The following is a 20563-nucleotide window of genomic DNA, read 5'->3' as shown; positions in this document are numbered from 1 at the left end:
AACGCATATTTTCTCCCTAGATGTGCCATGATAGAACCTATGGACACCCGTCAACTTCTTTATTTCCGTGCCGTTGTAGACAATGGGTCCTTCACCCATGCCGCCGCAGCCCTCGAAATGACACAGCCCTCCCTGAGCCTTTCCATCCGCAAATTGGAAAAGGAACTCAATACCCAGTTGCTGTCCCGGGGGCGTTCGGGCGTAACCACCACGGAGGCGGGTGATTATGTCTATGACACCGCCCTCAAGGTCGATGCCCTGCTTGCCGATGCCCAGCGCCACATCAGCGAAATCACCGGAGATAACGCCAATACCGTTTCCCTGACGTCGTGCCCCATTTTGAACTGGGAATTTACCCCTTCCATCCTCTCCGAGCTCACCGAGATCCACCCCTCCGCGCGCATCAGCCTGGATGATTCCACCGCCGCCACCGCCATCAAGCGACTGTTGGAGGGCCAAGTGGACCTCGCGCTCTTGCCGACGTCCGACCCCAAAGCCTTCATTCGCCGCTACTCCCCCGAGCTCACGATCCACGACGTCGCCGAATTCGACTACGCCCTCGCAGTTCCAGAGAGCATGGCAGACCTTCCCTCCCCTGTCTCCTTGCAGGACATGCGCGAGGAAACCTGGCTGGTTCCTCCCCACTGCCGCGAGCTTCCCGGCATGGCGGAGCTTTACGATGAACTGTGGGAGAACCACCCCTCCTACAAACCGAATCACATTCAAGACGTGGCATCGCTGCATGCCGCCATCCCGATGATTTCCAGTGGCTTTGGCATCAGCTTCATGCCGCGGTGCGCCCCCGCGCTGCACCCGCAGGGCATCGCTAAACTAACGGTCAAAGAGGATCTTCCGCGCTTCCATGCCATCTTGGCGTATCGCTCCGACCGCGAACTAACCCCGGCCGCCCAAGAATTGGTCGAAATTCTGCGCACGCACAATTCCACCCGCCCCCTGGCTTAGAAATCACCGTGGCCGTGGGCTAATATGAGTGTGCTGTCCAGCCCCCATAGCTCAGCGGATTAGAGCAGTGGGTTTCTACCCCATGTGTCGCGGGTTCGAGTCCTGCTGGGGGCACCGTGTGAAGTCTCGAGACATCGTTCCTTTAAGCTACGATGCCTCGAGACTTTTTCGCAGCGTGCCGGCTTTTTGTCTACGCTAGGGTCTTTAGCAACTGGCTCCTTCGAAAGGCTCGACAATGTCACTTCCGGCACCATCTCGTACCTCCTACGCCCTGGTTACGGGCGCTAGTCAGGGCATCGGCAAGGCGATGGCCCACGATTTCGCGGCGATGGGCTATAACGTCATCCTCGTTGCCCGGCGCGGCGAAATCCTGAAAGACATCGCCACAGAACTTGAGCGCCGCCACCACATTGAGGCCATTGCCTTGCCCGCGGATTTGGCCACCGATGAGGGGGTCGAGGCGGTCATTGACGCTATCTCCTCCAAGGAGATCGCCATCTTGGTCAATTCCGCCGGCATCGCCAGCTTCGGCCCCTTCATGGACCAAGACTGGGGCTACGAGTCCTCTCAATTCGCCCTGAACGGCACCGCCGTGCACCGCCTGACCCGCGCCGCATTAAAGCACATGCTCCCGCGACGCACTGGCGCTATCTGCAATGTGGGCTCGACGGCCGGCAATATCCCCATCCCCAATAACGCGACCTACGTCTTTACCAAGGCCGGGGTGAATGCGTTTACGGAGGCGCTGCACTATGAGCTCAAGGGCTCTGGGGTCAGCTGCACATTGCTTGCTCCTGGCCCGGTGCGCGAGGCCACCATCGCCGAAGAGGACCAAACCATCGTGGATAAGGTCGTGCCCGATGCGCTGTGGACCACCTACGAGTCCTGCTCCAAAGAGACCATCGCGGCCATGCAAAAAGGCCAGCGACGCGTGGTCCCTGGCCCCTTATCAAAGGCGATGAACGTGGTCAGCAAGGTACTGCCCACCCCGATCATCGCACCGCTTATCGGGCGTTTTTATTCCCAGATGGGTTAGCTTTCAGCATTCTTACCGGCTGCTTGGCTACCGGCCACTTGTGCCGCCGCGCGAGCATTTTTGCGGTCCACCCAGAAGTCCGCATTCTTGATGCCCACCGCCTCTGGGTCGAATTCCGGATCCTTGCCAGCCTTCTTTTGCTTCTCGTAGTCCTTCAGGACCTTAAGCGCCGGTACCTGCAGGAAGAGGATGGCGATGATATTTAGCCATGCGGTGGTGCCGACGCCGATATCGCCCAGTGCCCAGGCAGAACCCGGCGTCGTGGTGGCACCCACGATGACCGACACGATGATGAGGATGCGCAGCGCCCACACCAGGCCGCGGCGAATCGGGCGAGACTTAACCCAACGGTTGAAGTAGGTCAGGTTGACCTCGGACATGTAGTAGTACGCCAGCACGGTGGTAAAGGCGAAGAAGGCAATGGACACGGCGATAAACGTCGGGCCCCAACCGGCAAAGACGCTATCGAGGCCGGATTGGACGAAGCCGGGGCCGACCGCGACGTCATCGGGAAGCGAGCCTTGGTAGACAACCTCGCCATCCTCGGATTCGCCACGGAAGACCGTGTACATATCCGTGGAGATGATCATAAACGCCGTTGCGGAGCAGACGAAGAGGGTGTCGATGTACACGGCGAAGGACTGCACGAAGCCCTGCTTAGCCGGGTGGGAGACTTCCGCGGCGGCAGCGGACTGCGGGCCGGTACCCTGGCCGGCCTCGTTGGAGTAAATACCGCGCTTAACGCCCCACATGATGGCCACACCCAGCATGCCGGAGAACCCAGCCTCGAGGTTGAACGCAGACTTAAAGATAAGGCCGAAGACCTCTGGAATCTGCGAGTAGTTGATGAGCATCACCACGATGGAAATGCCGATGTAAATCACGGCCATAAACGGCACGACAAGGGTGGCGAAGTTAGCGATGCGCTTGACTCCACCGATAATGATGATGGCCAAAATGCCGGCCAGGACAACCGCTGCCCAGGTGGAGTTAACACCCCACGCGGTATCGGCAGCCGCGGCAACCGCATTGGCCTGGATGCCCGGCAGGAAGTAGCTGGTGGCCAAAATCATGGCGATCGCAAAGAGGATGCCATAGACCATCATGAACGGCGCGGCCTTGGTGTGCTTATACGCTTTTTCGATGTAGTAAGCCGGGCCACCGCGGTACTCGCCGGTGTCCTGGTCTTTTTCTTTATAAATCTGCGCCAGGGTGCACTCGATGAAGGAGGTGGACGAGCCCAAAAGCGCCACAGCCCACATCCAGAACACCGCACCAGGGCCACCGAAGGCGATGGCCGTGGACACGCCGGCGATATTACCCACGCCCACGCGGCCGGATAGCGAGACCATCAGCGATTGAAAGGAAGAAACACCGTCGTCGGATTTTTCACCCTTGGAAATTTGCCGCAGCATATCCGGTAGGCAGCGGACCTGCAGGCCCCGCGTTACCACGGTGAAATAAACACCCGCACCCAAGCACAAAAACACGAGGGCGGGCGACCAAATTATGGAATTGAGGGCATCGAGAAAGTTTGCCATCGAGAAACTCCTTAGTCATTCGCACCTCCCTTGTGAAGCACGATATAGAAAGTATGCCGTAAATCACTTCCCAGTGTCGGTAAAACGATAGGTAAATTTTTCTTTTCGCTTTGTGGGGTGCAGATCGGCCCGCGCGGAGGGCCCCGTCAGTCGGGGTTAGAATGGAACGCATGTCTTCTCCCGAAATCGCCGCAAAATATGATCGCCTCGTGTGGATCGACCTGGAAATGACCGGCCTCGACCCGGAACGCCACGTCATCGTCGAGGTGGCCGCAGTCATCACGGACGGCAACCTCAACATCCTTGGCAAGGGCATCGATCTCGTCGTCCACGCCACCGAAGAGGAACTATCCCAGATGGATTCCTTCGTCACCGAAATGCACGCAAACTCCGGCCTCGATAAGGAAATCCGCCAGTCCACCACGACCATCCGCGAGGCCGAGGACGCGGTACTGGCGCTCATCAACGAGCACTGCGAGCACCCCGCTCCCCTGGCCGGCAATTCCATCGCCACCGACCGCACCTTCATCCGCACCTATATGCCGCGGCTGGATGAGGCGCTGCACTACCGCATGATCGATGTCTCCACCATCAAGGAGCTCGCCCGGCGCTGGCACCCGCGGGCCTACTACAACCAGCCCGATAAAGGCATGGCCCACCGCGCGCTGCAGGACATCATCGAGTCCATCCGCGAGCTCGATTTCTATCGCCGCAGCGTCTTTCGCACCGACGAGGGCCCAACTTCTACCGAAGCCGAGGAGCTCAAGGCCGAAACCACCGCCGATTACCAGGCGTTTTTGTAAATTACGCGGCGTGAGTTAACCTATATCTCGTTGCTTTCGCGCAACGATGGTGGCTGTAGTTCAGCTGGTAGAGCACCAGGTTGTGATCCTGGTTGTCGCGGGTTCGAGTCCCGTCAGCCACCCCAATCTCCCGAGCCCCGTGCTCGGGATTTTTTATATCTCCACCACCAGGCGGATTCTAGGGGTCATTGCAACGATGACGGTTACTTTGGTTTGATACTACCGGTTCGTGTCAGGGCGTTGGTCATGACTTCGGCTGGGGTGCGCCAGTTGAGTGCTTTGCGTGGTTTGTGGTTGTGAATGTTGGCGATCATCTCTAGGTCCTCGGCGCTGTAGATGGACAGGTCACTGTTTTTGGGTAGGTTTCTCCTGAGCCTGCCGTTGGTGTTTTCGTTGCTGCCTCTCTCCCACGGCGATCCTGGATGGCAGAAGTAGATGGGAATGTCAGTGGCCATGGTAAAGGCTTTATGGCCAGCCATTTCACTTCCTTGGTCCCAGGTAATTGATGACCAGATAGCTTTATCGATTCCAGCAACAGCCTTGTGCAGGGCTGTGAATACTTCTTTGCTGGTATGCCTTCCTGGTAGGTGGCCAAGGACAACAAATCGGCTGACGCGTTCTACTAACGTGATCACCGCGGATTGGTTATTTTTACCAAGGATGAGGTCGCCTTCCCAGTGGCCTGGCAAAAGACGTTCAGTAACCTCTTCTGGCCGGTCGTCGATGAGGATCATGTCGTCAACGAAGCGTTGCTGGGCCGGTGTGGTGGTGCGTGTTTGGCGTTTCTTGCGTTTCTTTCTGCCGGTAGGCAAGTCCAGGCCGAGGTCTTTGAGTCTTCCTTTGGACTGTAGATAAAAGGCGTCATAAATCGTTTCGTGACTAATGCGCATGTCCTTATCAGTGGGGTAGTCGATGGGCAGGCGATTGGAAATCTCCTCCGGTGACCATTGTGCCCGCAATTGTGTGCATACATAGTCCCATAACCTTTTGTTGGCCAGCAGTTTCGGTATTTTCGGCCGCAACCTACGCGCACAAGCCTTTAACTGGGCGGTTTCTGCACGATACGGGCCTTCAGCGCTGTGGTTTCTGCGTACTTCACGCTGAATTGACGAGGCACTTCGCCCTAAACGGCGACCGATCTCCCGCAGCGGCACATGCTCACGAAGAAGATCGGCGATAATAACGCGTTCTTCAAAGCAAATATAGCGATCACTGATGCGTTTATACGGATCCACACCGCCAGGCAAGGCAGGGGCACAAAACCGTCCAGATTCGCTGACGTCATGGCGTTGGCGCAGCGCTTTCATAAGTCTTTTATACGTGGTGGCATCCTCGCCGACAGGTATGAACTCTTTACGTGGCCCTCCGGATTTGATGAGTCCTTTTTCGAAGTCTAAAGACAATCGACGATCAATTCCTACCCCAGCCCCAGCATCACCAACAGGCAAGCTCGCCAACCGAAGGCGTAAGTATTCCACCCTTAACTGTGTTTGGCGGACTTTCCGGGCATACCTCGATAGCCGGATATGGCACCCGGCTTCTGTAGCAACGGCATACGCAGCGGTGGGATGCATTCCACACGTTTTGGCGGCTTGATGTACCGAAAGTCCGCCTTGAACTAGTTCTACAAGCTGTAAAGCCTGGCTACCGCGACGATCAACTCGTTTGGCTTTATGTATGACTGGCAATCCGTGAGAATGGCAAAAATTCAAAGCATGCGCGTAATGACAGCCAAGCTCACCAGCAGCCGAACGAACACTACGCCCACTGCCAACCAAGGCGACCAAGCCACGACGATCCGACTCAGACAACGAATGAAACGGGCCCACAACTCCAGGCACAACAACACCCTCCTAAGGGAAAGTGTTGCAACGACCCTCTGAACTCAAGCCATTTCCTCCGAGCGGGCCCTCCCCGCGAGATCCGGCATGTCTCCGGTAATCAGGAACTCATCGACGCCCAGCTGCTTGCCGATGCCCCTTAGTTCCTCCCCCACTTCCCCCACCGTCCCCCAGACGTCGTGGCCCAGGGACTCGTCGATGCGGCGCTGTTGCTGGCTCGTTAGCCCCTCCAGATCCAATTCGCGGGCTGGGCGCAGCGGCGCGAATTCCCCGGTGGACTGGGCCATGACCTTTGCATAGGACTCCGGCAGCAAAAGGTCCCGCGCTTGGTCCGCGGTATCGGCCACGGCGATATTGAGGGAGGAGATGATAGGTGGGGCATCGGCAAGCGCATGCTCGCGGTAGAGCCGCGCCGCCTTTTCCTGCATTTCTACGGGCCCGCCCAGGATGACACCCAATCCCAGCCGCGCGGCCACCGTGACCGACCGGAAGCCGGCGAGGATATAGATGGGCGTGCCCGCATACTCGGGCCGCACCGTCACCGCCTCCTCTCCGCGCAGGTAGCGCAACAGGGCCTCGACCTCGTTCTCGAACTGCGGCTTGAGCTCCAGCGGATCGCCCTGGCGCAGCGCCTTGCGCACTGGCGCCGTAAAGCCCACCGAGGAGCCCAACCCAATATCGATCCTGCCGGGGTACAGCGCCTCCAAGAGGTTAATCTGTTCCGCGACTAGAAACGGCGGGTGGTTGAGCAGCATAATGCCTGCGGTGCCCACGCGAATGCGCTGCGTGCGCGCCGCCACGTGCGAAGCCAACATGCCTGGCTGGCCCGCGGGGATGCCCGGCACCCCGTGGTGCTCGGCGAGGAAAAACCTGTGAAAACCCAGCCGCTCCACATGCTGCGCATGCTCTGCTACCCCATCGAGTCTGCCTGCCGCCCCGCGGTCCAAAATAGAAAAGCGCATGGCCACCACTGTAGCCATGCGCCTAAAGATTGTGCCGATTATTGATTAGCGTCCGCGTTGCCCTTGGACCATTCCTCCCAGGACATATTCCAATCGCCCAAGCCGTCCAAGGGGTTAAGCGTCCCACCATAAGTATTGATTACGTGGACGATATCACCGCGCTTGACGGTGTTCTGGAACCACTGCGCGGCCTCTGGCGTGACGTTGATGCAGCCGTGAGAGGTATTGGAATTACCCTGCGCCCACACGGACCACGGTGCGGAGTGCACGTAAATGCCGGAACAGGACATCTGGGTAGCCCAGTCCACCTCGGTGCTGTAGCCGCCCGCATCGTGCGCAAGCCCGAAGGTCTCAGAATCCATCAGCAGCGACTGGTGCTGATCGCCAATGACATAACGCCCATTCGGGGTGTCATATTGATAATCGCGACCCAGCGATACCGGAATGGTGCGCAAGAGCTCCTTGTTCTTGTAGACCTTCATGGTCTTGGTGGCATTATCCACCAGCGTGACGGTGCGATCCCCGATGGTGAAATCCGTCCCGGTATTTTCCCCGCCGTAGATGCCGCCACCGAGGTCCTTGCCGTATTGATCGACCTTGACCTCAACCTTGGTGCCCGGCTCCCAATACTCCTTGGGGCGCCAGCGCACCTCTTGGTTATTCACCCAGTAGAACGCGCCTTCCACCTCTGGGTTGGTCTTAACCGTAATCGTGTCCTCTGCCGCCTTGCGGTCGGTGATATAGGTGCCGAAATTGACGCCGATAACCTGGCCCACACCCACCTCAGAGCCGGGGATAGGCGTCATCGCCACCTGGGCGACGCCCGCCGCCTGGGAGGTGGAAAAGCTCAGGTTCTTCTTATTGCCATCCTTGTCAGTGGCCACGATGGAATAAGTGTGGTTATAGCCAAGATCCTCCGCCGTAGTCCACTTCTTGCCGTCCTCAGAGAGTTTTTCTTCAACTTCCACGCCCAGCTCATTGGTCATGGTCACGCTCTTGAGCTCGGTGGTGGATTCCACGGTGACAGGCTTGGATGGATCGACATCCTCTGCCCCATCCTTCACGGAGGCGGAAAGCTTGGACTTTTCTTTCTGCTCAGATTGCTCAGCTGAGCTCGAGGTAGATTCCTGGTCCCCCGAGCGGTTTTCAGCGGCGGAATTAACGGAGCACGAGGCTGCTACCAGGGAAATGCACACAATGCTCGCAGCAGCAATGCGGCGGGGTTTAGGGAGGGAAATAATCACTAAGTAGACCTTAGAAATACAGTAGTTCTTTCAAGACCAATCCAGACTATCGCCTTGCCACCCCAAATACCAGAAACAAGCGCACCATTATCCAAACTGTTATATTCCCCCAGAAATGTACTATGAGCTGGCGATTTTACAGTTTTTCAACCGGAGTGCTAAAGTTTCTACTCGTTGCACAGAGAGCCACACGGCAGGACGTCAACACTGCGCCATTAGCTCAATTGGCAGAGCAACTGACTCTTAATCAGTGGGTTCGGGGTTCGATTCCCTGATGGCGCACAACAGCAAAATCGCGAGGCAAGTACCTCGCGATTTTTTCGTTTTCAAAGCTAGCAGTTCAAGGCTAGCAAAAAGGGGTTAAACGACAAAATGTGTTGTTTTCCGGCGTGTCGGGTTAAACGACATTTTGTGTTGGTGGACTGCGTGGTTTAGGGCATGTGGCCTTTGCGTATTCCCATAGAGTGGTTATAGGCACTGTCGAAAGTTGCTGGTCGGCCGTATTCACGGCCGCTGGTGGCTTGCGTTTCTTGGCTGGCTAGGGTGTGTGCTTTGGCTAAGGCCTGGCCTCTGATGCGTCCACTTTCCTGGCTCAGCCTCTAGCGCGAGTGACAGTGGCTTTACAGGCGTTCCATCGCCATCGCTGGCGGATTGATGCTTGTAGTCCCGTATTTTGGTGCACGCCCTGCTACAGACGGGGCATCGAGGATGATTCTTACTCATCCATTCATCGTGAACCTCGGCGCCTAGCACATCAGCACGCCCCCGGTGGTATTTCAGGCCCGAGACTGCGTTATCCCTCCGGATAAGTGAAATAATCCTAATACCAGCAGGCCAGACTGGCTAAACATATAACTTCACCAACACATCCTGTCGTTTAGGCCGCAAAAAGGCCGAGCATCTCGCTCGGCCTTTGCTTATTTCACGCGTTGGGGCGCGACGACGGGAACACCGCGGTGCTCCACGATGTCCGCCTCTACCCCATAAACACTTTCCACCAGTTCGCGCGTGAGCACGTCTCCAGGCGTGCCCTGGGCGCGGATACGGCCGGATTTGAGCACCACCAGCTGGTCACACATGCGCGCGGCCAGGTTGATGTCGTGAATGGCCACCAGCCCTAGGCTGCCTTCCCGCCTAGCCTTCTCGCGCACCTCCTCGAGGACGAAGAACTGGCGATGCAGGTCGAGCGCGGACGTCGGCTCGTCCAAGAGCATCAGGCCCGGGTTGCCCACCAGCATCTGCGCCACGGCCACGAGCTGGCGCTGGCCGCCAGATAGCTCGTTGAGGTAGCGCGAGGCAATGGCATCCAGCCCCATCGCGTGCAGCACCTCGGCGCTGCGGGTGATGGGATCCTCGCATGCTTCCCGACGCGCCGCGATCAGCACCGTCTCAAACGCCCGCAGCGCCGCGGTGCTGGGCAGGTCCTGCGGGACGTAGCCGATGAGTTGGCGGCGGCGCTTGCCCCGCGGGCTTTCGCCATCCACCAGAAAATCCACCTCGCCCTTGTACCCGCGATGCACGCCGGCAAGGGACTTGATCAGCGTGGTCTTGCCGGAGGCGTTGGGCCCTAGCAGGCCAACCAACTGGCCGCCTTGCAGCGTATCCACGTCGACCGCTTCGAGCACGGTGTGCTTGCCGTAGGCCGCGCTTATGCCGCGCAGGGTAAGTTCTACGTCCACAGCGCCCTCCTTCGAGTCATCACGATGGCGATAAAGAACGGCACACCCAAAAGCGAGGTCACGATACCAATCGGGATGGCCAGACCCGGCTTAATCATCAAGCTCGCCGCGTGCGCCGCGCACATCACGGCCGCACCTGCGGCCATGGAGGCGGGCACGAAATAGCGCTGGTCCTCGCCCACCAGCATGCGGGCGATGTGCGGGCCCACGAGGCCGATAAAGCCGATGATGCCGGCGAAGGCCACCGTCGTTGCCGCCACGAGGGAGACCACGATGAGCACCACCACGCGCAGCCGGGCGGTATTAATGCCCATGGCGGCAGCGCGGGCATCGCCAAGCCGCAAGGCCGTAAGCCGCCACGACAGCGCCCACAAAATGGGCAGGGCAACCAGCAGCACGCCCGCAAGCACGCCGTTGGCAACCCAGTTGGCGCGCGTGAGCGAACCCATGGACCAAAAGACGATCTGCTGCAGCGCCTCGGCCGAAGACTGGTATTGGATGAGCGCGAGCATGGCCTGGAAGAAAAAGACCAAACCAATGCCCAGCAGCACCATGGTTTCTGCCTTCGCGCCGCGGATGATGGCCGCCACGACGATGATCGCCGTCGCCACCGCCGCCGACAGCCACGCCACCAACGCCAGGTTGAACTGCGGCTGGGTCAGCAGCTGCCACTTCAGCACGATGGAACTTGCGCCACCGAAAGCCGCTGCGGCGGAAATGCCGAGCGTAAACGGCTCCGCCAGCGGGTTATTCAAGATGGTCTGCATCTCCGCGCCGGCCAGCGAGAGGCTGACGCCGATGAGCAGGGCCATGACGGCCATCGGCAAGCGCAGCTTCCACAGCACCGTATGCGTCTGGTCATCCAGGCTCGAGGGCTTCACGATGCCCCTGATGACCTCGCCGGGGCTGATGTCGATGGCGCCGACGAAGTTGCTGACCACAAACGCCACCGCCGCGATGAGGCACAGGCCCGCGACGATGCTAACGCGCTGCCAGGTGAGCTTTTTGTGTTGCTGCGTAAGGGCAGCTACCTCCGCGCTTACCATTAATTCGTGCTAAAGAAGGTTCCCTCGCCAGCAACCGGCGAGTACTTTTCTTGCGCTTGCATCCACTCCTTGTCGACGTCCATATCCTCATACGCCTCCGGGTTGATCCACTTCGCAATCTGCAGCAGCGCTAGGTAGTTGAACGGCGAGTTGTAGAACTGGTGCCACATGCCATGCAGCTTGTGCTCCTTGACCGCACGCAGGTTCTCGAATCCTGGCTGGTTGCTCGGCAGCTTGGCGATGCTCGCCTCTGCCTCATCTTCGCCGATGCCATAGCCCACCGCAGCGTAGCCGACGGGGTTGCCCTCATCGTCCTTCTTCTCGGACCAGTCGCCGCCGGTCGCAATCACCATGTCTGGGTCCGCCTCGAGGACCTTTTCCGGGGTCACGGCACCGACCTCGCCCGGGATGATGCCATCGGCCACGTTTTCACCGCCGGCCTCGTTGACCAGCTGCGCGATATTGGAGTTATTCCAGGAGCCACAGCAGTCCATGACTCCGGCCGCGCGCCAGACGAAGGTCTTGGGCTTATCCTTTACCTTGTCCGCGCGCTCCTTGACCAGGTCCACGGTCTTTTGCCACTCTTTGTTGAATTCCTCGGCGCGCTCTTCTTTGCCGAAGATCTCGCCGAAGATTTCCATGGACTTGGTGGTGTTTTCCAGCGGCTTGGCGCGGAAATCGGTCACGGCGTACTTGAGGCCTGCCTGATCCATCTTCTCTGTCAGGCCTGCCTCTTGCGAGGCGTCGTACTGGTCCTTGGACAACACGATGAGGTCTGGATCCAAGCTCACCAGGTTTTCCACGGTGACATCGCCCTTGGTGAACCCGCCGATTTCCGGCAATTCATTGACCTTGGGCAACTTTTCTTCCAAGACGTTGTAGTAGTCCGGCACGTTCTTCTTCAGATCGGATCCGATGCCTACGACCTTATCCAGCGGATCCTCGGTATTGAGGATGCCGGTGGCGAAGATGGAGCGGCCCTCGCCTAACAGGACACGCTCGGGGGCCTTGTCGAGTTCTACGTCGCGGCCCGCGAGGTCGGTGAAGGACAGGGCAGCATCGTCGCTGCCGCCGCCGTTGTTGGTTGTTTCTTCGGCGGTGCTGCAGCCTACAAGTGCGGTGGCGGAGGCCGCCACCACGGCCATTACCTTGGGGAATCTATATGCCATCTTGAGTCCTTGGTTAGTCGGATTCCTCGAATTGAGGATAAGTGCGAGCTTATCCTAGCTTAACCAAGTAAGGTGAACCAAACCTAAACTACCTCCTCGGCGATTGCGTAATCTTCCGGCTCACCCTTGGGCACCTTAGTGCCGTCCGCCATGGTACGGTCCTCCAATTCGCCGTCCGGATCCACGATGGCGATATCGAAACCAGCCTCGCGGATGCGCCTGAGGCCTTCCTTCAGCATGCGCCGGCCCATCCGGTTGGATCCGGTGATATGGGATAGCTCCAGCACCACCGTGCCCTCACCAAATTCACATTCGGTGAGTTGGTGCAAGATGGTCTCCGCCGCATTGAAGTTGATAAGCCCCTGCAGGAAGATCACCGTGAGATCGTCCTCGGTCTCCATCCTGCGCACGGGGTGCACGCCGTAGCGCTCATCCGTGGACATCAAGTGCAGCCCCATATCCTTCGAGAGCAAGGTCAAGGCATCCACCCCACGGACGGAATTGCCCTCCTTGTTAAGCCGCGGCGAAAACGTCGCTACCCCCAATTGGCCAGGCAGGGTTCCCAGCAGGCCGCCCGAAACACCGGATTTCGCCGGGATACCAACCTCGGCCATCCAGCGCCCAGCGCCGTCGTACATGCCCGCAGAGCTCATGACAGAAAGCGTCAGGCGGCAGACATCGGCATCGAGAATCTTCTCCCCCGTCACCGGCTGCGTGCCACCATTGGCCAAGGTGGCAGACATCACGGCGAGGTCGCGCACCGTGACCTTAATCGAGCACTGCTCCACGTAGGTCGAAACCGCATCGTGGGCCTCGTCCTGGATGATGTCGTAATTGCGCAGCATATGCGCCAAAGACAGGTTCCTATCGGAGACCTGCAGCTCGGAATCGCGCACCTTTTCATCAATCTTCAACTCGCGGCCCGCCAGCCGCGAAAAGTAGCTGCGCAGCTGTTCCACGCGCTCGGCCGGATCCGAATCCACGCCGTTAATCAGCTGCGTTACCGCGATCGCGCCCGCATTGATCATCGGATTCACCGGCCGGTGGTCATAGCGGTTCAGCGAAAGCTCGTTGAAGGCCTCGCCGGACGGCTCCATACCAACGATCTCACGCACCGCATCCAAGCCGAGCTCCTGCAGCGCTAGAGCATACGCAAAGGGCTTCGACACGGACTGCAAGGTAAATTCCACCTCTGCATCGCCAGCGGAATATACGTGCCCCGTCGTGGTGCAGATGGCCACGCCGAGGTAGTCCGGTTCCGCCTTGGCGAGCTCGGGAATATAGTCCGCCACCGCGCCGCTGCGGTTTCCTCGCACCTGGGTCAAAATTTCCTGCAAATAAAAAGGAATTGGAGTTTTCATCGCAACTTAGCATACGAAAAAAGCCCCCACGGCGCGCGTGGGGGTAAGGCAGGGAAAATTAGTGGCGCTCAGACAGCAAGCGCTGCAATTCCTTCAGGTCGCTCTTGCGGCGGCGCGAGCGGAACACGGAATAGGCGATCAGCCCAGCGACGGCCGCGCCGACGCCACCGAGCACCAACTGCACGTTGCGGTCCTGCAACTTTTCGGTGGCGGCGTTCTTGGCGTCATCGACGAGGTTTTGCGGCTTGCTGCGATCCGCAATTTCATCCAGGGTGCTAGCCAGCTGACGCCGGGTGCGTTCGATATCGCGTTGAATATCTTCAATATTGCGTGCCACGGAATTCTCCTCTTAGCTTAAGTTTCGCTCTTAACGAGCTTATCTTACCGTGCAGGGCCTCCCCCGCGCAGGCCGGGGAGCACGTAAAGTAGGTCCCATGACTGAAACTCGTTTGAACGTAGGAGATACTGCCCCAGCTTTTGCGCTTGCCGATGCCACCGGCAACACCGTGTCCCTGTCCGATTACGCAGGCCAGCGCGTGCTGGTGTACTTCTATCCGCGTGCCAATACGCCGGGCTGCACCAAGGAAGCCTGCGATTTCCGCGATTCCTTAGCGGAACTCAATGACCTCAATATCGCGGTGGTAGGCATCTCCCCCGATAAACCCGAGGCGCTGGCGAAGTTCCGCGATGATCACGATCTCAACTTCCCGCTGCTTTCTGATCCAGATAAGTCCGTCATGACCGCGTATGGCGCCTTCGGGGAGAAGAAGAACTACGGCAAGGTGGTCCAAGGCGTTATCCGTTCCACCTTCCTCGTGGAGCCGGATGGCACCATCGGCCAGACCCACTACAACGTGAAGGCCACTGGGCACGTCGCGCGCGTGATGAAGGGCCTCGAGTAAGCCGGTGGAGGAAATCCTCGTCCCGCGGCGTCGGCCAGCGCAGGCGCGCAGCCGGGAGCGCTTTGAGCGCATTGTGCAGGCGGCGCGCGCCGTGCTTGTCGATGTCGGCTTCGAATCCTTCACCTTCGATGAAGTCGCCCACCGCGCTGGGGTCCCCATCGGCACGCTGTATCAGTTCTTTGCCAATAAATACGTGCTCATCTGCGAGCTCGACCGGCAAGATACCGCCACCAGCCTGGCCGAAATCGAGCGCTTTTCGCGCCTCGTGCCGGCCCCGCAGTGGCCGGATGTTTTGGATGAATTCATCGACCACTTGGCGCGGATGTGGCGCGAGGATCCTTCCCGGCGCGCCGTTTGGCACGCCATCCAGTCCACCCCAGCGACGCGGGCCACGGCCGCCGATACCGAGCTGCAGCTCTTGGAGCCGCTTGCCGAGATCCTCCGCCCCCTTGCCACCGAGCACAGCGATGCGCAACGCATTGAGCTGGCGCGCTTCCTTATCCACACCGTAGTTTCGCTGCTCAATTACGCCATTTCGGGCGATCCAGACAAGTTTGATTCCGTGGTCATGGAGCTAAAGCGCATGCTGATTTCGTATCTCTTTGCGGTGGCTGCGGGATAAATTTGTAGACGTTTATACAAGTTATCCACAGGCACGTACCGCGCCCGATTGGCGCCGCGGTAGCGCGCGCCTAGATTTGCAGGCATGAACGCACTGCAGGCCTATGCCACCCAGATTTCCTCGGCGATGGATATCCTCGCCGAGGCCCACGGTATGCCTGAAAGCGCCCTCGTTGAGCTCGGCCTGCCGGATGTCGAGGCCCGCGAGCTGCTCTGCCTGGCGGAGGTTTATTTCGGCACCACTTCCTTTAGCCGCAAGCAGCGCCTTGCCGCCGCGGGCGCGCGCCACCACGATTTGGTGACGCTCAAGCTCATCGAGAAGTACGCCACCCGCGCGGCCACCAAGCGCGCCGCGTGGAACCTGCGTGTAGAGCTGTGCCGGCAGCACGGACCGGCTTCTGAGATCGCCCGGCTCGCTAAAAAGCGCCTGCGCGAATGGCGCCCGCGCCGCCGGCCGCCGCGCGAGGGCGTGCAACTCCTGCGCCGCCCGGAAGGCCCGTGGACGATGCGCATTACCGCGCCCTCGTCCTTCCTCGCGGATCTCGATTCCGCCCTCGACCCCGAAAACCCACTGGCATCCTTCCGCGAACTCCTCCGCGGCGAGGGCGCTGCCACGGTGCAGACCACGACGAACGTGATTATCCCGCTCAACGCGCTGGATCAAATACTGGAAGGCGATGGCGACGAGGTCACGCTTCGGCTGACCAACGGCTCGACCATCACCGGCGCGCAGCTCGTCGAGCGCACCTTCAGTGAGCACGGGCTAGCCACGCTAATCCACCCGGTAAAGGGCCCGGTCAACCTGTATCGGACCTCGCGCTTCGCCTCGGAAAAGCAGCGGCTGATGGCCGCCGCCGAAAACCCCACCTGCCCGTGGCCGCCGTGCAATCACCCGGCGGATAAGTCTCAGATCCATCACCTGCAGGCGTGGAAGCACGGCGGGATGACCAACGCGGATAACCTCACGGTGTGTTGCCCATACCACAACGGGGTGAACCAAGACGATCCCAATGCCCCTCCCCTGCGCGGCCGCCTTGCCCGGGTAAACGGCAAGGTCCGCTGGGTCCGCTAGCGCTGCCTCATCGAGGTAGCGCTACTCGGCGTGCCTAAGCAGCTCTGCGCACACAACAGCGGGAAAGTGCGTCCGGGACATCCGGTCGAAGTCCTCCCGGCCCAGCGCACCTGCGCCCTCTGGCACACTGCCCCACAACCGGCAACCCGTGACCGCCGGAAGCTCATCCACGTTCAGCCGCGTCGCCAGATCCGGCCTCGCGGGCAAACTGCCGCCGATAAGCCCCATCACGTTAATCCCGCGCCGCTGCGCCTCGCGGACGGTGAGCTCGGCGGCGTTGAGGCTGCCGAGGCCGAGGGAGGTGACGATGAGGAGGTTGGTAGCGACATCGGCAAGCGTGTAGTCGTCTGCCAAACGCACCAGCAGACCGCCGGCGCCTTCCACCAGCACCACACGGCCTGGTGCGTCCAACCCCGCCACCCAGTCCCGGAGCTCCTCTTTGCTCGGCGGCGTCATGCCCGCCCGGCGCGCCGAGAGGTTCGGTGCTAGCGGTTCGGGAAAGCGCGCCATCTCCGTGACCTCGACCCCGGCCAGGTCCCGCACCGTCGCCGCGTCGCCGCTCTTGTCCGGCTCGCCGGTCTGCAGGGGCTTGGCATAGACGACCTCGCGCCCGCTCTGGGCAAAGGCGCTGGCGAGCGCCGCCGTGGCCACCGTCTTTCCCACGTCGGTATTGGTGCCGGTGACAAAGATAATCATCGCTTTCCTCCTGCCACCGCAGCGCGCACCCCGCGGCAAATCTGCGCGACCTCGTCCTCGGTGCTAATAAACGGCGGCATGGTGTAGATGAGGCGGCCGAACGGGCGCAGCCACACGCCCTGGTCCACCGCCGCATCCGTGGCGCCTGCCATGTCGACGTCGCGCTCCATCTCCACCACGCCAATAGCGCCCAGCACCCGCACGTCCGCCACGCCCGGCTCGCCCTCCAACCCGGCAAGCCCGGCGCGCAGCTGCTTCTCGATGCCCGCAACCTGCCCCCGCCACCTGCCCTCCAGGATCATGGAGGTCGCCTCGGCAGATACCGCGCAGGCCAGCGGGTTAGCCATAAAGGTCGGTCCGTGCATAAGCGCGCGGGGGTGCATACCCTCGGCTACCCGGGCGGTGGCAAGCGTGGCGGCCATCGTCATGAAACCACCGGTCATCGCCTTGCCCACGCACATGATATCTGGCACCACTCCCGCCGCCTGGGTGGTAAAGAGGTCCCCGGTGCGCCCAAACCCCGTGGCGATTTCATCCGCGATCAGCAGGATTCCGTGGCGGTCGCAGATTTCGCGCGCCCCGCGCACCAGCTCGTGATCGTGGAAGCGCATGCCGCCGGCGCCTTGGACGACGGGCTCGATGATAAGGGCCGCGACCTCGTCGGTAATGCAGCCCTCCAATTCGCGCAGGTAGTCCTCGCGCGCCTTCTCGCTCGCCCCGCGCGTGGGCGGTGCCGGGGCGAAAATCTGCTGTGCCAGGGTACCGGTCCACATCGAGTGCATGCCGCCATCGGGATCGCACACGCTCATCGCCGCAAACGTATCACCGTGATAACCCGAGCGCCAGGTCAGCATCTTGGTGCGCTCCGGGTGGCCAATCCCCTGCTGATATTGCAGGGCCATCTTGATTGCTACCTCCACCGAAACCGATCCCGAGTCCGCATAAAAGACCTGCGCGAAGTCGTGGCGCGTAAGCTCCATAAGATTGGCCGTCAGCCGCGCCGCCGGCTCGTGCGTGAGCCCGCCGAACATCACGTGGCTCATGCGATCGATCTGCTCCTTGGCGGCCGCGGTAAGCCGCGGGTGGCTGTGCCCGTGGGCGGCGGCCCACCAGGAGGACATGGCGTCGATGAGCTGGGTGCCATCGGCAAGCGTGAGGTGGACGCCCGCGGCCGACTCCACGACGCGCGTGGGCGCGCCGGGCTCGGCGTAGGGGTGCCAGATGTGGTGGGCATCGATTGTCGCTATGTCATTAGTAGAAATATCCACCAAATTAGATCTAGCACACACGCTCGGCCGCTATAGTCCTTTTTATGAAAGTTCTTGAACGGCGTTCAATTCGCCGCGTACCCGTGGTTTTGCCGGCGGTTGCGGGCATCGAGATGTGGGAGCGCTTCAGCTTTTATGGCATGCAAGCCATCCTCGCGTACTACCTCTACTCCACCTCCGGTGGGCTCGGTATGGAGCAAACGCAGGCCACCGCGCTCGTCGGCGCGTACGGCAGCCTGCTCTATCTTTTCACGTTTGTGGGTGGCTGGGTCAGCGACCGGCTCTTGGGCGCCGAGCGCACCCTGCTTACCGGCGCCGGGCTGTTGGTGTGCGGGCACTTTGCCCTCTCGCTCGTCCCCGGCACGGCGGGGCTCATCATCGGGCTTTTGCCGCTCGCTCTCGGCTCGGGGCTGCTCAAGACCGCCGCGATTACGATTCTGGGCGCCGCTTTTCCCGCCGAGGCCGGCGCGCGCGACGGGGCCTTCCAGATTTTCTACCTCGGCATCAATGTCGGCGCGCTCTTTGGCCCCATGCTCACTGGGTGGCTGGCGGAGGAATACGGCTACCACGCCGGATTCTTCGCCGCAGCGGTGCTCATGTGCTGCGGCTGCGCCACCTACGGCGCACTGCGGAAAAAGATAAACGTTCCGTCGCGCCCACCACACCCCACCCAGGCCCCGGGTAAGGCGGGGCTGATCGCGCTGGCGGCGCTTGTAGCCGGCGTGCTGCTCGTCATCACCGTCTCCCCAGGCACGCTGACCGTGCTGCTTCTTATCGCCACGGTAGCGGCCGCGGCGGGGCTTTTTGCCAGCATGCTGCGATCCCCGCAGGTCACCGCGGATGAGCGGCGCCGCATCCTGGATTTCATTCCGCTCTTCGCCTGCTCGACAGCCTACTGGACCCTGCAACCACAAATCTACGGCGTGCTTGCGGTCTATTCGGATCAGCGCCTCAACCGAACCATCGGCGGGGTCGAGATCCCACCGGCTTGGACGCAATCACTCAACCCGCTATTTATCCTGCTGCTCTCGCTGCCGTTGGCGGCGGGCATGACGCGCTGGGCCAACTCGCGGCGCGCGCTCATGGGCTGCGGCATCATCTTCGCCGGTGCAGGCATGTTCCTCCTGCTGCCCTTTGTCAGCGGCGGGGAAAATTCCACGCCGTTCCTCGTGCTAGCGGGCACCATCTTTTTGATGTCGCTCGGCGAGCTCTTCATCGGCCCAGTGGGCATGGCCGCATCCGCCGCCCACGCGCCACGGGCCTATGCCACCCGCTTTTCCGCGCTGTACTTCCTCACGATGGCCATCGGCACCTCGCTGGCCGGTTCGATGTCGCAGCTATACGATCCCACCTCGGCATCCGCCGAAACGACCTACCTTCTCATCATGGGCGGCGTTCCCGTCATCCTGGGGCTGGTCCTCTCCCTGCGACGCAGGTAGGCCTTTATCGCCCGGTGGACTCGTCGAGCGCGCGGTCGGCCATCAGCACGTCGCGCATGCCGCTGAATAGGTCGCCCATGCCCTGCGGATTGGACGGCATGTAGAGCACGGAGGCTTGGCCGTTATTCGAGACATCGACCATCGCATCGAGGTACTGCGATACCAGCATGAGGACCTCGGGGGATTCCTGGACCCCGGCATCGCGCAGTAGCTCGTATTGCTGGGCGATGCCCTCTACAATCTCCTTGCGCTGCTCGGCAACGCCCCTACCCTGCAGCTTCTTTGCCTCCGCGGCACCCTCGGCTTCTTTGACCACGCGAATCTTTTCCGCCTCCGCCTGGGCGATGGCCGCCTCGCGCTCGCGCTGCGCCGCGTTAATGGAGTTCATGGATTCACGCACGCGGGAATCCGGGCGGATATCGGTTACCAGCGTATTGACGAAGTTCCAGCCGTATTCGGCCATATTATCCCGCAGCGAGGCCGCCACGTTCTGCGCGATGGTGTCCTTGGAGGAAAAGGACTCATCCAAGCCCATATTCGCCACCGACGAGCGCACATTATCTTGCACATAGGCCACGATCTGCTGCTCGTGGTTGGACAGCATATAAAAGGCCTCGCGCTCGCGGCCCTCTACGACCTCGTACTGCACCGCGACCGGAATTTGGACGAAGACATTATCCTTCGTCTTGGTTTCTACCATCACGTCCAGCTGGCGCACCTGCAGCGAAATCTTATCGCGCACGCGGTCGATCCAGGGCATCTTGAAGTGCAAGCCCGCGTGGGCGACCGTCTGGAATTTACCCAACCGTTCCAAGATGGCCGCCTCGCGGGTACGCACGATGTAGTACCCATCGAATACGGTGCCGAGAATCAGCAAGATGATGACGCCGATGATGATTAAGCTCAACATTTCCTCTCCC

19 protein-coding genes and 3 tRNA genes are annotated in these 20563 nt (G+C 60.5%); 10 read left to right on the top strand and 12 right to left on the bottom strand.

From position 1 onward, the window contains the following. The first annotated feature begins 39 nt into the window (after positions 1 to 39). The 3 genes from HMPREF1257_RS00370 (at position 40) to cmrA (ending at position 1999) form a co-directional block, all read left to right on the top strand. The gene (locus HMPREF1257_RS00370; RefSeq protein ID WP_023023630.1) at positions 40 to 963 is read left to right on the top strand and encodes a LysR family transcriptional regulator; all 924 of its coding nucleotides are present in this window, start codon (positions 40 to 42) and stop codon (positions 961 to 963) included. 40 nt (positions 964 to 1003) lie between these two features. Beyond that, positions 1004 to 1077: transfer RNA gene (locus tag HMPREF1257_RS00365), tRNA-Arg, on the top strand. 121 nt (positions 1078 to 1198) lie between these two features. Then, on the top strand, positions 1199 to 1999 hold the full coding sequence (gene cmrA, locus HMPREF1257_RS00360; RefSeq protein WP_023023632.1) for a mycolate reductase: 801 nt from the start codon (positions 1199 to 1201) through the stop codon (positions 1997 to 1999). On the opposite strand, the gene HMPREF1257_RS00355 is transcribed toward cmrA, so the two are convergent. Beyond that, complete coding sequence (locus HMPREF1257_RS00355) at positions 1996 to 3540, bottom strand: sodium:alanine symporter family protein (RefSeq protein ID WP_023023634.1); 1545 nt, start codon at positions 3538 to 3540, stop codon at positions 1996 to 1998. The genes cmrA and HMPREF1257_RS00355 overlap by 4 nt on opposite strands. Positions 3541 to 3701: 161 nt before the next feature. Here HMPREF1257_RS00355 and orn point away from each other — a divergent pair, with 161 nt between their 5' ends. Next, a complete protein-coding gene (gene orn, locus HMPREF1257_RS00350) occupies positions 3702 to 4343 on the top strand; it encodes an oligoribonuclease (protein ID WP_023023636.1) in 642 nt (213 codons plus the stop codon). A 49-nt stretch (positions 4344 to 4392) separates the two neighbouring features. Beyond that, positions 4393 to 4468: transfer RNA gene (locus HMPREF1257_RS00345), tRNA-His, on the top strand. 78 nt (positions 4469 to 4546) lie between these two features. Here HMPREF1257_RS00345 and HMPREF1257_RS00340 read toward each other — a convergent pair. The 3 genes from HMPREF1257_RS00340 to HMPREF1257_RS00330 form a co-directional block, all read right to left on the bottom strand. Continuing rightward, positions 4547 to 5821 carry an IS30 family transposase gene (locus tag HMPREF1257_RS00340; protein WP_232208522.1) on the bottom strand — a complete coding sequence of 425 codons (1275 nt, stop codon included), beginning with the start codon at positions 5819 to 5821 and terminating at the stop codon, positions 4547 to 4549. Positions 5822 to 6228: 407 nt separating this feature from the next. Next, a complete protein-coding gene (locus HMPREF1257_RS00335; protein ID WP_023023663.1) occupies positions 6229 to 7164 on the bottom strand; it encodes an MsnO8 family LLM class oxidoreductase in 936 nt (311 codons plus the stop codon). Between the two features lie 20 nt (positions 7165 to 7184). Further along, positions 7185 to 8390: an Ig-like domain-containing protein gene (locus tag HMPREF1257_RS00330; protein ID WP_023023665.1), complete on the bottom strand. Its 1206-nt coding sequence runs from the start codon at positions 8388 to 8390 to the stop codon at positions 7185 to 7187. A 209-nt stretch (positions 8391 to 8599) separates the two neighbouring features. On the opposite strand from HMPREF1257_RS00330, the gene HMPREF1257_RS00325 reads away from it, so the two are divergent. Beyond that, positions 8600 to 8672: transfer RNA gene (locus HMPREF1257_RS00325), tRNA-Lys, on the top strand. Between the two features lie 635 nt (positions 8673 to 9307). Here HMPREF1257_RS00325 and HMPREF1257_RS00320 read toward each other — a convergent pair. The 5 genes from HMPREF1257_RS00320 to HMPREF1257_RS00300 all read right to left on the bottom strand — a co-directional run bounded on the left by HMPREF1257_RS00320 (position 9308) and on the right by HMPREF1257_RS00300 (position 13982). Beyond that, entirely contained in the window at positions 9308 to 10069 is a 762-nt protein-coding gene (locus tag HMPREF1257_RS00320) for an ABC transporter ATP-binding protein (protein ID WP_023023667.1), read from the bottom strand. Next, a complete protein-coding gene (locus tag HMPREF1257_RS00315; RefSeq protein ID WP_023023669.1) occupies positions 10060 to 11115 on the bottom strand; it encodes an iron ABC transporter permease in 1056 nt (351 codons plus the stop codon). The genes HMPREF1257_RS00320 and HMPREF1257_RS00315 overlap by 10 nt, the downstream gene beginning before the upstream one ends. Continuing rightward, complete coding sequence (locus HMPREF1257_RS00310) at positions 11115 to 12284, bottom strand: ABC transporter substrate-binding protein (RefSeq protein ID WP_023023672.1); 1170 nt, start codon at positions 12282 to 12284, stop codon at positions 11115 to 11117. The genes HMPREF1257_RS00315 and HMPREF1257_RS00310 overlap by 1 nt, the downstream gene beginning before the upstream one ends. An 83-nt stretch (positions 12285 to 12367) precedes the next feature. Continuing rightward, positions 12368 to 13645 carry a glutaminase gene (locus HMPREF1257_RS00305; protein ID WP_023023674.1) on the bottom strand — a complete coding sequence of 426 codons (1278 nt, stop codon included), beginning with the start codon at positions 13643 to 13645 and terminating at the stop codon, positions 12368 to 12370. A 58-nt stretch (positions 13646 to 13703) separates the two neighbouring features. Next, a complete protein-coding gene (locus HMPREF1257_RS00300; protein WP_005277817.1) occupies positions 13704 to 13982 on the bottom strand; it encodes a DUF3618 domain-containing protein in 279 nt (92 codons plus the stop codon). Positions 13983 to 14079: 97 nt separating this feature from the next. Here HMPREF1257_RS00300 and bcp point away from each other — a divergent pair, with 97 nt between their 5' ends. The 3 genes from bcp to HMPREF1257_RS00285 all read left to right on the top strand — a co-directional run bounded on the left by bcp (position 14080) and on the right by HMPREF1257_RS00285 (position 16240). Next, positions 14080 to 14547 (top strand): thioredoxin-dependent thiol peroxidase, encoded by a 468-nt coding sequence (gene bcp / locus HMPREF1257_RS00295; protein WP_023023676.1) that lies wholly within the window; start codon positions 14080 to 14082, stop codon positions 14545 to 14547. Between the two features lie 4 nt (positions 14548 to 14551). After that, positions 14552 to 15169: a TetR/AcrR family transcriptional regulator gene (locus tag HMPREF1257_RS00290; RefSeq protein ID WP_023023678.1), complete on the top strand. Its 618-nt coding sequence runs from the start codon at positions 14552 to 14554 to the stop codon at positions 15167 to 15169. An 84-nt stretch (positions 15170 to 15253) separates the two neighbouring features. Continuing rightward, complete coding sequence (locus HMPREF1257_RS00285; RefSeq protein WP_023023680.1) at positions 15254 to 16240, top strand: HNH endonuclease signature motif containing protein; 987 nt, start codon at positions 15254 to 15256, stop codon at positions 16238 to 16240. Positions 16241 to 16261: 21 nt separating this feature from the next. Here HMPREF1257_RS00285 and bioD read toward each other — a convergent pair whose 3' ends face one another. Together bioD and HMPREF1257_RS00275 are read right to left on the bottom strand one after the other, a co-directional pair. Further along, on the bottom strand, positions 16262 to 16936 hold the full coding sequence (gene bioD / locus HMPREF1257_RS00280) for a dethiobiotin synthase (protein ID WP_023023682.1): 675 nt from the start codon (positions 16934 to 16936) through the stop codon (positions 16262 to 16264). Next, entirely contained in the window at positions 16933 to 18207 is a 1275-nt protein-coding gene (locus HMPREF1257_RS00275; RefSeq protein ID WP_084529550.1) for an adenosylmethionine--8-amino-7-oxononanoate transaminase, read from the bottom strand. The genes bioD and HMPREF1257_RS00275 overlap by 4 nt, the downstream gene beginning before the upstream one ends. A 41-nt stretch (positions 18208 to 18248) precedes the next feature. On the opposite strand from HMPREF1257_RS00275, the gene HMPREF1257_RS00270 reads away from it, so the two are divergent. Beyond that, a complete protein-coding gene (locus HMPREF1257_RS00270; RefSeq protein WP_023027904.1) occupies positions 18249 to 19643 on the top strand; it encodes a peptide MFS transporter in 1395 nt (464 codons plus the stop codon). 4 nt (positions 19644 to 19647) lie between these two features. Here HMPREF1257_RS00270 and HMPREF1257_RS00265 read toward each other — a convergent pair whose 3' ends face one another. Continuing rightward, positions 19648 to 20553 (bottom strand): SPFH domain-containing protein, encoded by a 906-nt coding sequence (locus HMPREF1257_RS00265; protein ID WP_023023688.1) that lies wholly within the window; start codon positions 20551 to 20553, stop codon positions 19648 to 19650. Positions 20554 to 20563: the final 10 nt, after the last annotated feature.

It is taken from the genome of Corynebacterium sp. KPL1814, from assembly GCF_000478175.1.
Classification (GTDB): Bacteria; Actinomycetota; Actinomycetes; order Mycobacteriales; family Mycobacteriaceae; genus Corynebacterium.
Note: the sequence above shows the minus strand (reverse complement) of the source record. Positions and strands in the feature narration are given on the sequence as shown.

Coding starts and splice junctions, on each gene's coding strand:
- HMPREF1257_RS00310 (WP_023023672.1), bottom strand. CDS start 12,284: ATGGCATATAGATTCCCCAAGGTAATGGCCGTGGTGGCGGCCTCCGCC.
- HMPREF1257_RS00315 (WP_023023669.1), bottom strand. CDS start 11,115: ATGGTAAGCGCGGAGGTAGCTGCCCTTACGCAGCAACACAAAAAGCTC.
- HMPREF1257_RS00355 (WP_023023634.1), bottom strand. CDS start 3,540: ATGGCAAACTTTCTCGATGCCCTCAATTCCATAATTTGGTCGCCCGCC.
- cmrA (WP_023023632.1), top strand. CDS start 1,199: ATGTCACTTCCGGCACCATCTCGTACCTCCTACGCCCTGGTTACGGGC.
- HMPREF1257_RS00370 (WP_023023630.1), top strand. CDS start 40: ATGGACACCCGTCAACTTCTTTATTTCCGTGCCGTTGTAGACAATGGG.
- bioD (WP_023023682.1), bottom strand. CDS start 16,936: ATGATTATCTTTGTCACCGGCACCAATACCGACGTGGGAAAGACGGTG.
- orn (WP_023023636.1), top strand. CDS start 3,702: ATGGAACGCATGTCTTCTCCCGAAATCGCCGCAAAATATGATCGCCTC.
- HMPREF1257_RS00285 (WP_023023680.1), top strand. CDS start 15,254: ATGAACGCACTGCAGGCCTATGCCACCCAGATTTCCTCGGCGATGGAT.
- bcp (WP_023023676.1), top strand. CDS start 14,080: ATGACTGAAACTCGTTTGAACGTAGGAGATACTGCCCCAGCTTTTGCG.
- HMPREF1257_RS00270 (WP_023027904.1), top strand. CDS start 18,249: ATGAAAGTTCTTGAACGGCGTTCAATTCGCCGCGTACCCGTGGTTTTG.
- HMPREF1257_RS00335 (WP_023023663.1), bottom strand. CDS start 7,164: ATGGCTACAGTGGTGGCCATGCGCTTTTCTATTTTGGACCGCGGGGCG.
- HMPREF1257_RS00265 (WP_023023688.1), bottom strand. CDS start 20,553: ATGTTGAGCTTAATCATCATCGGCGTCATCATCTTGCTGATTCTCGGC.
- HMPREF1257_RS00305 (WP_023023674.1), bottom strand. CDS start 13,645: ATGAAAACTCCAATTCCTTTTTATTTGCAGGAAATTTTGACCCAGGTG.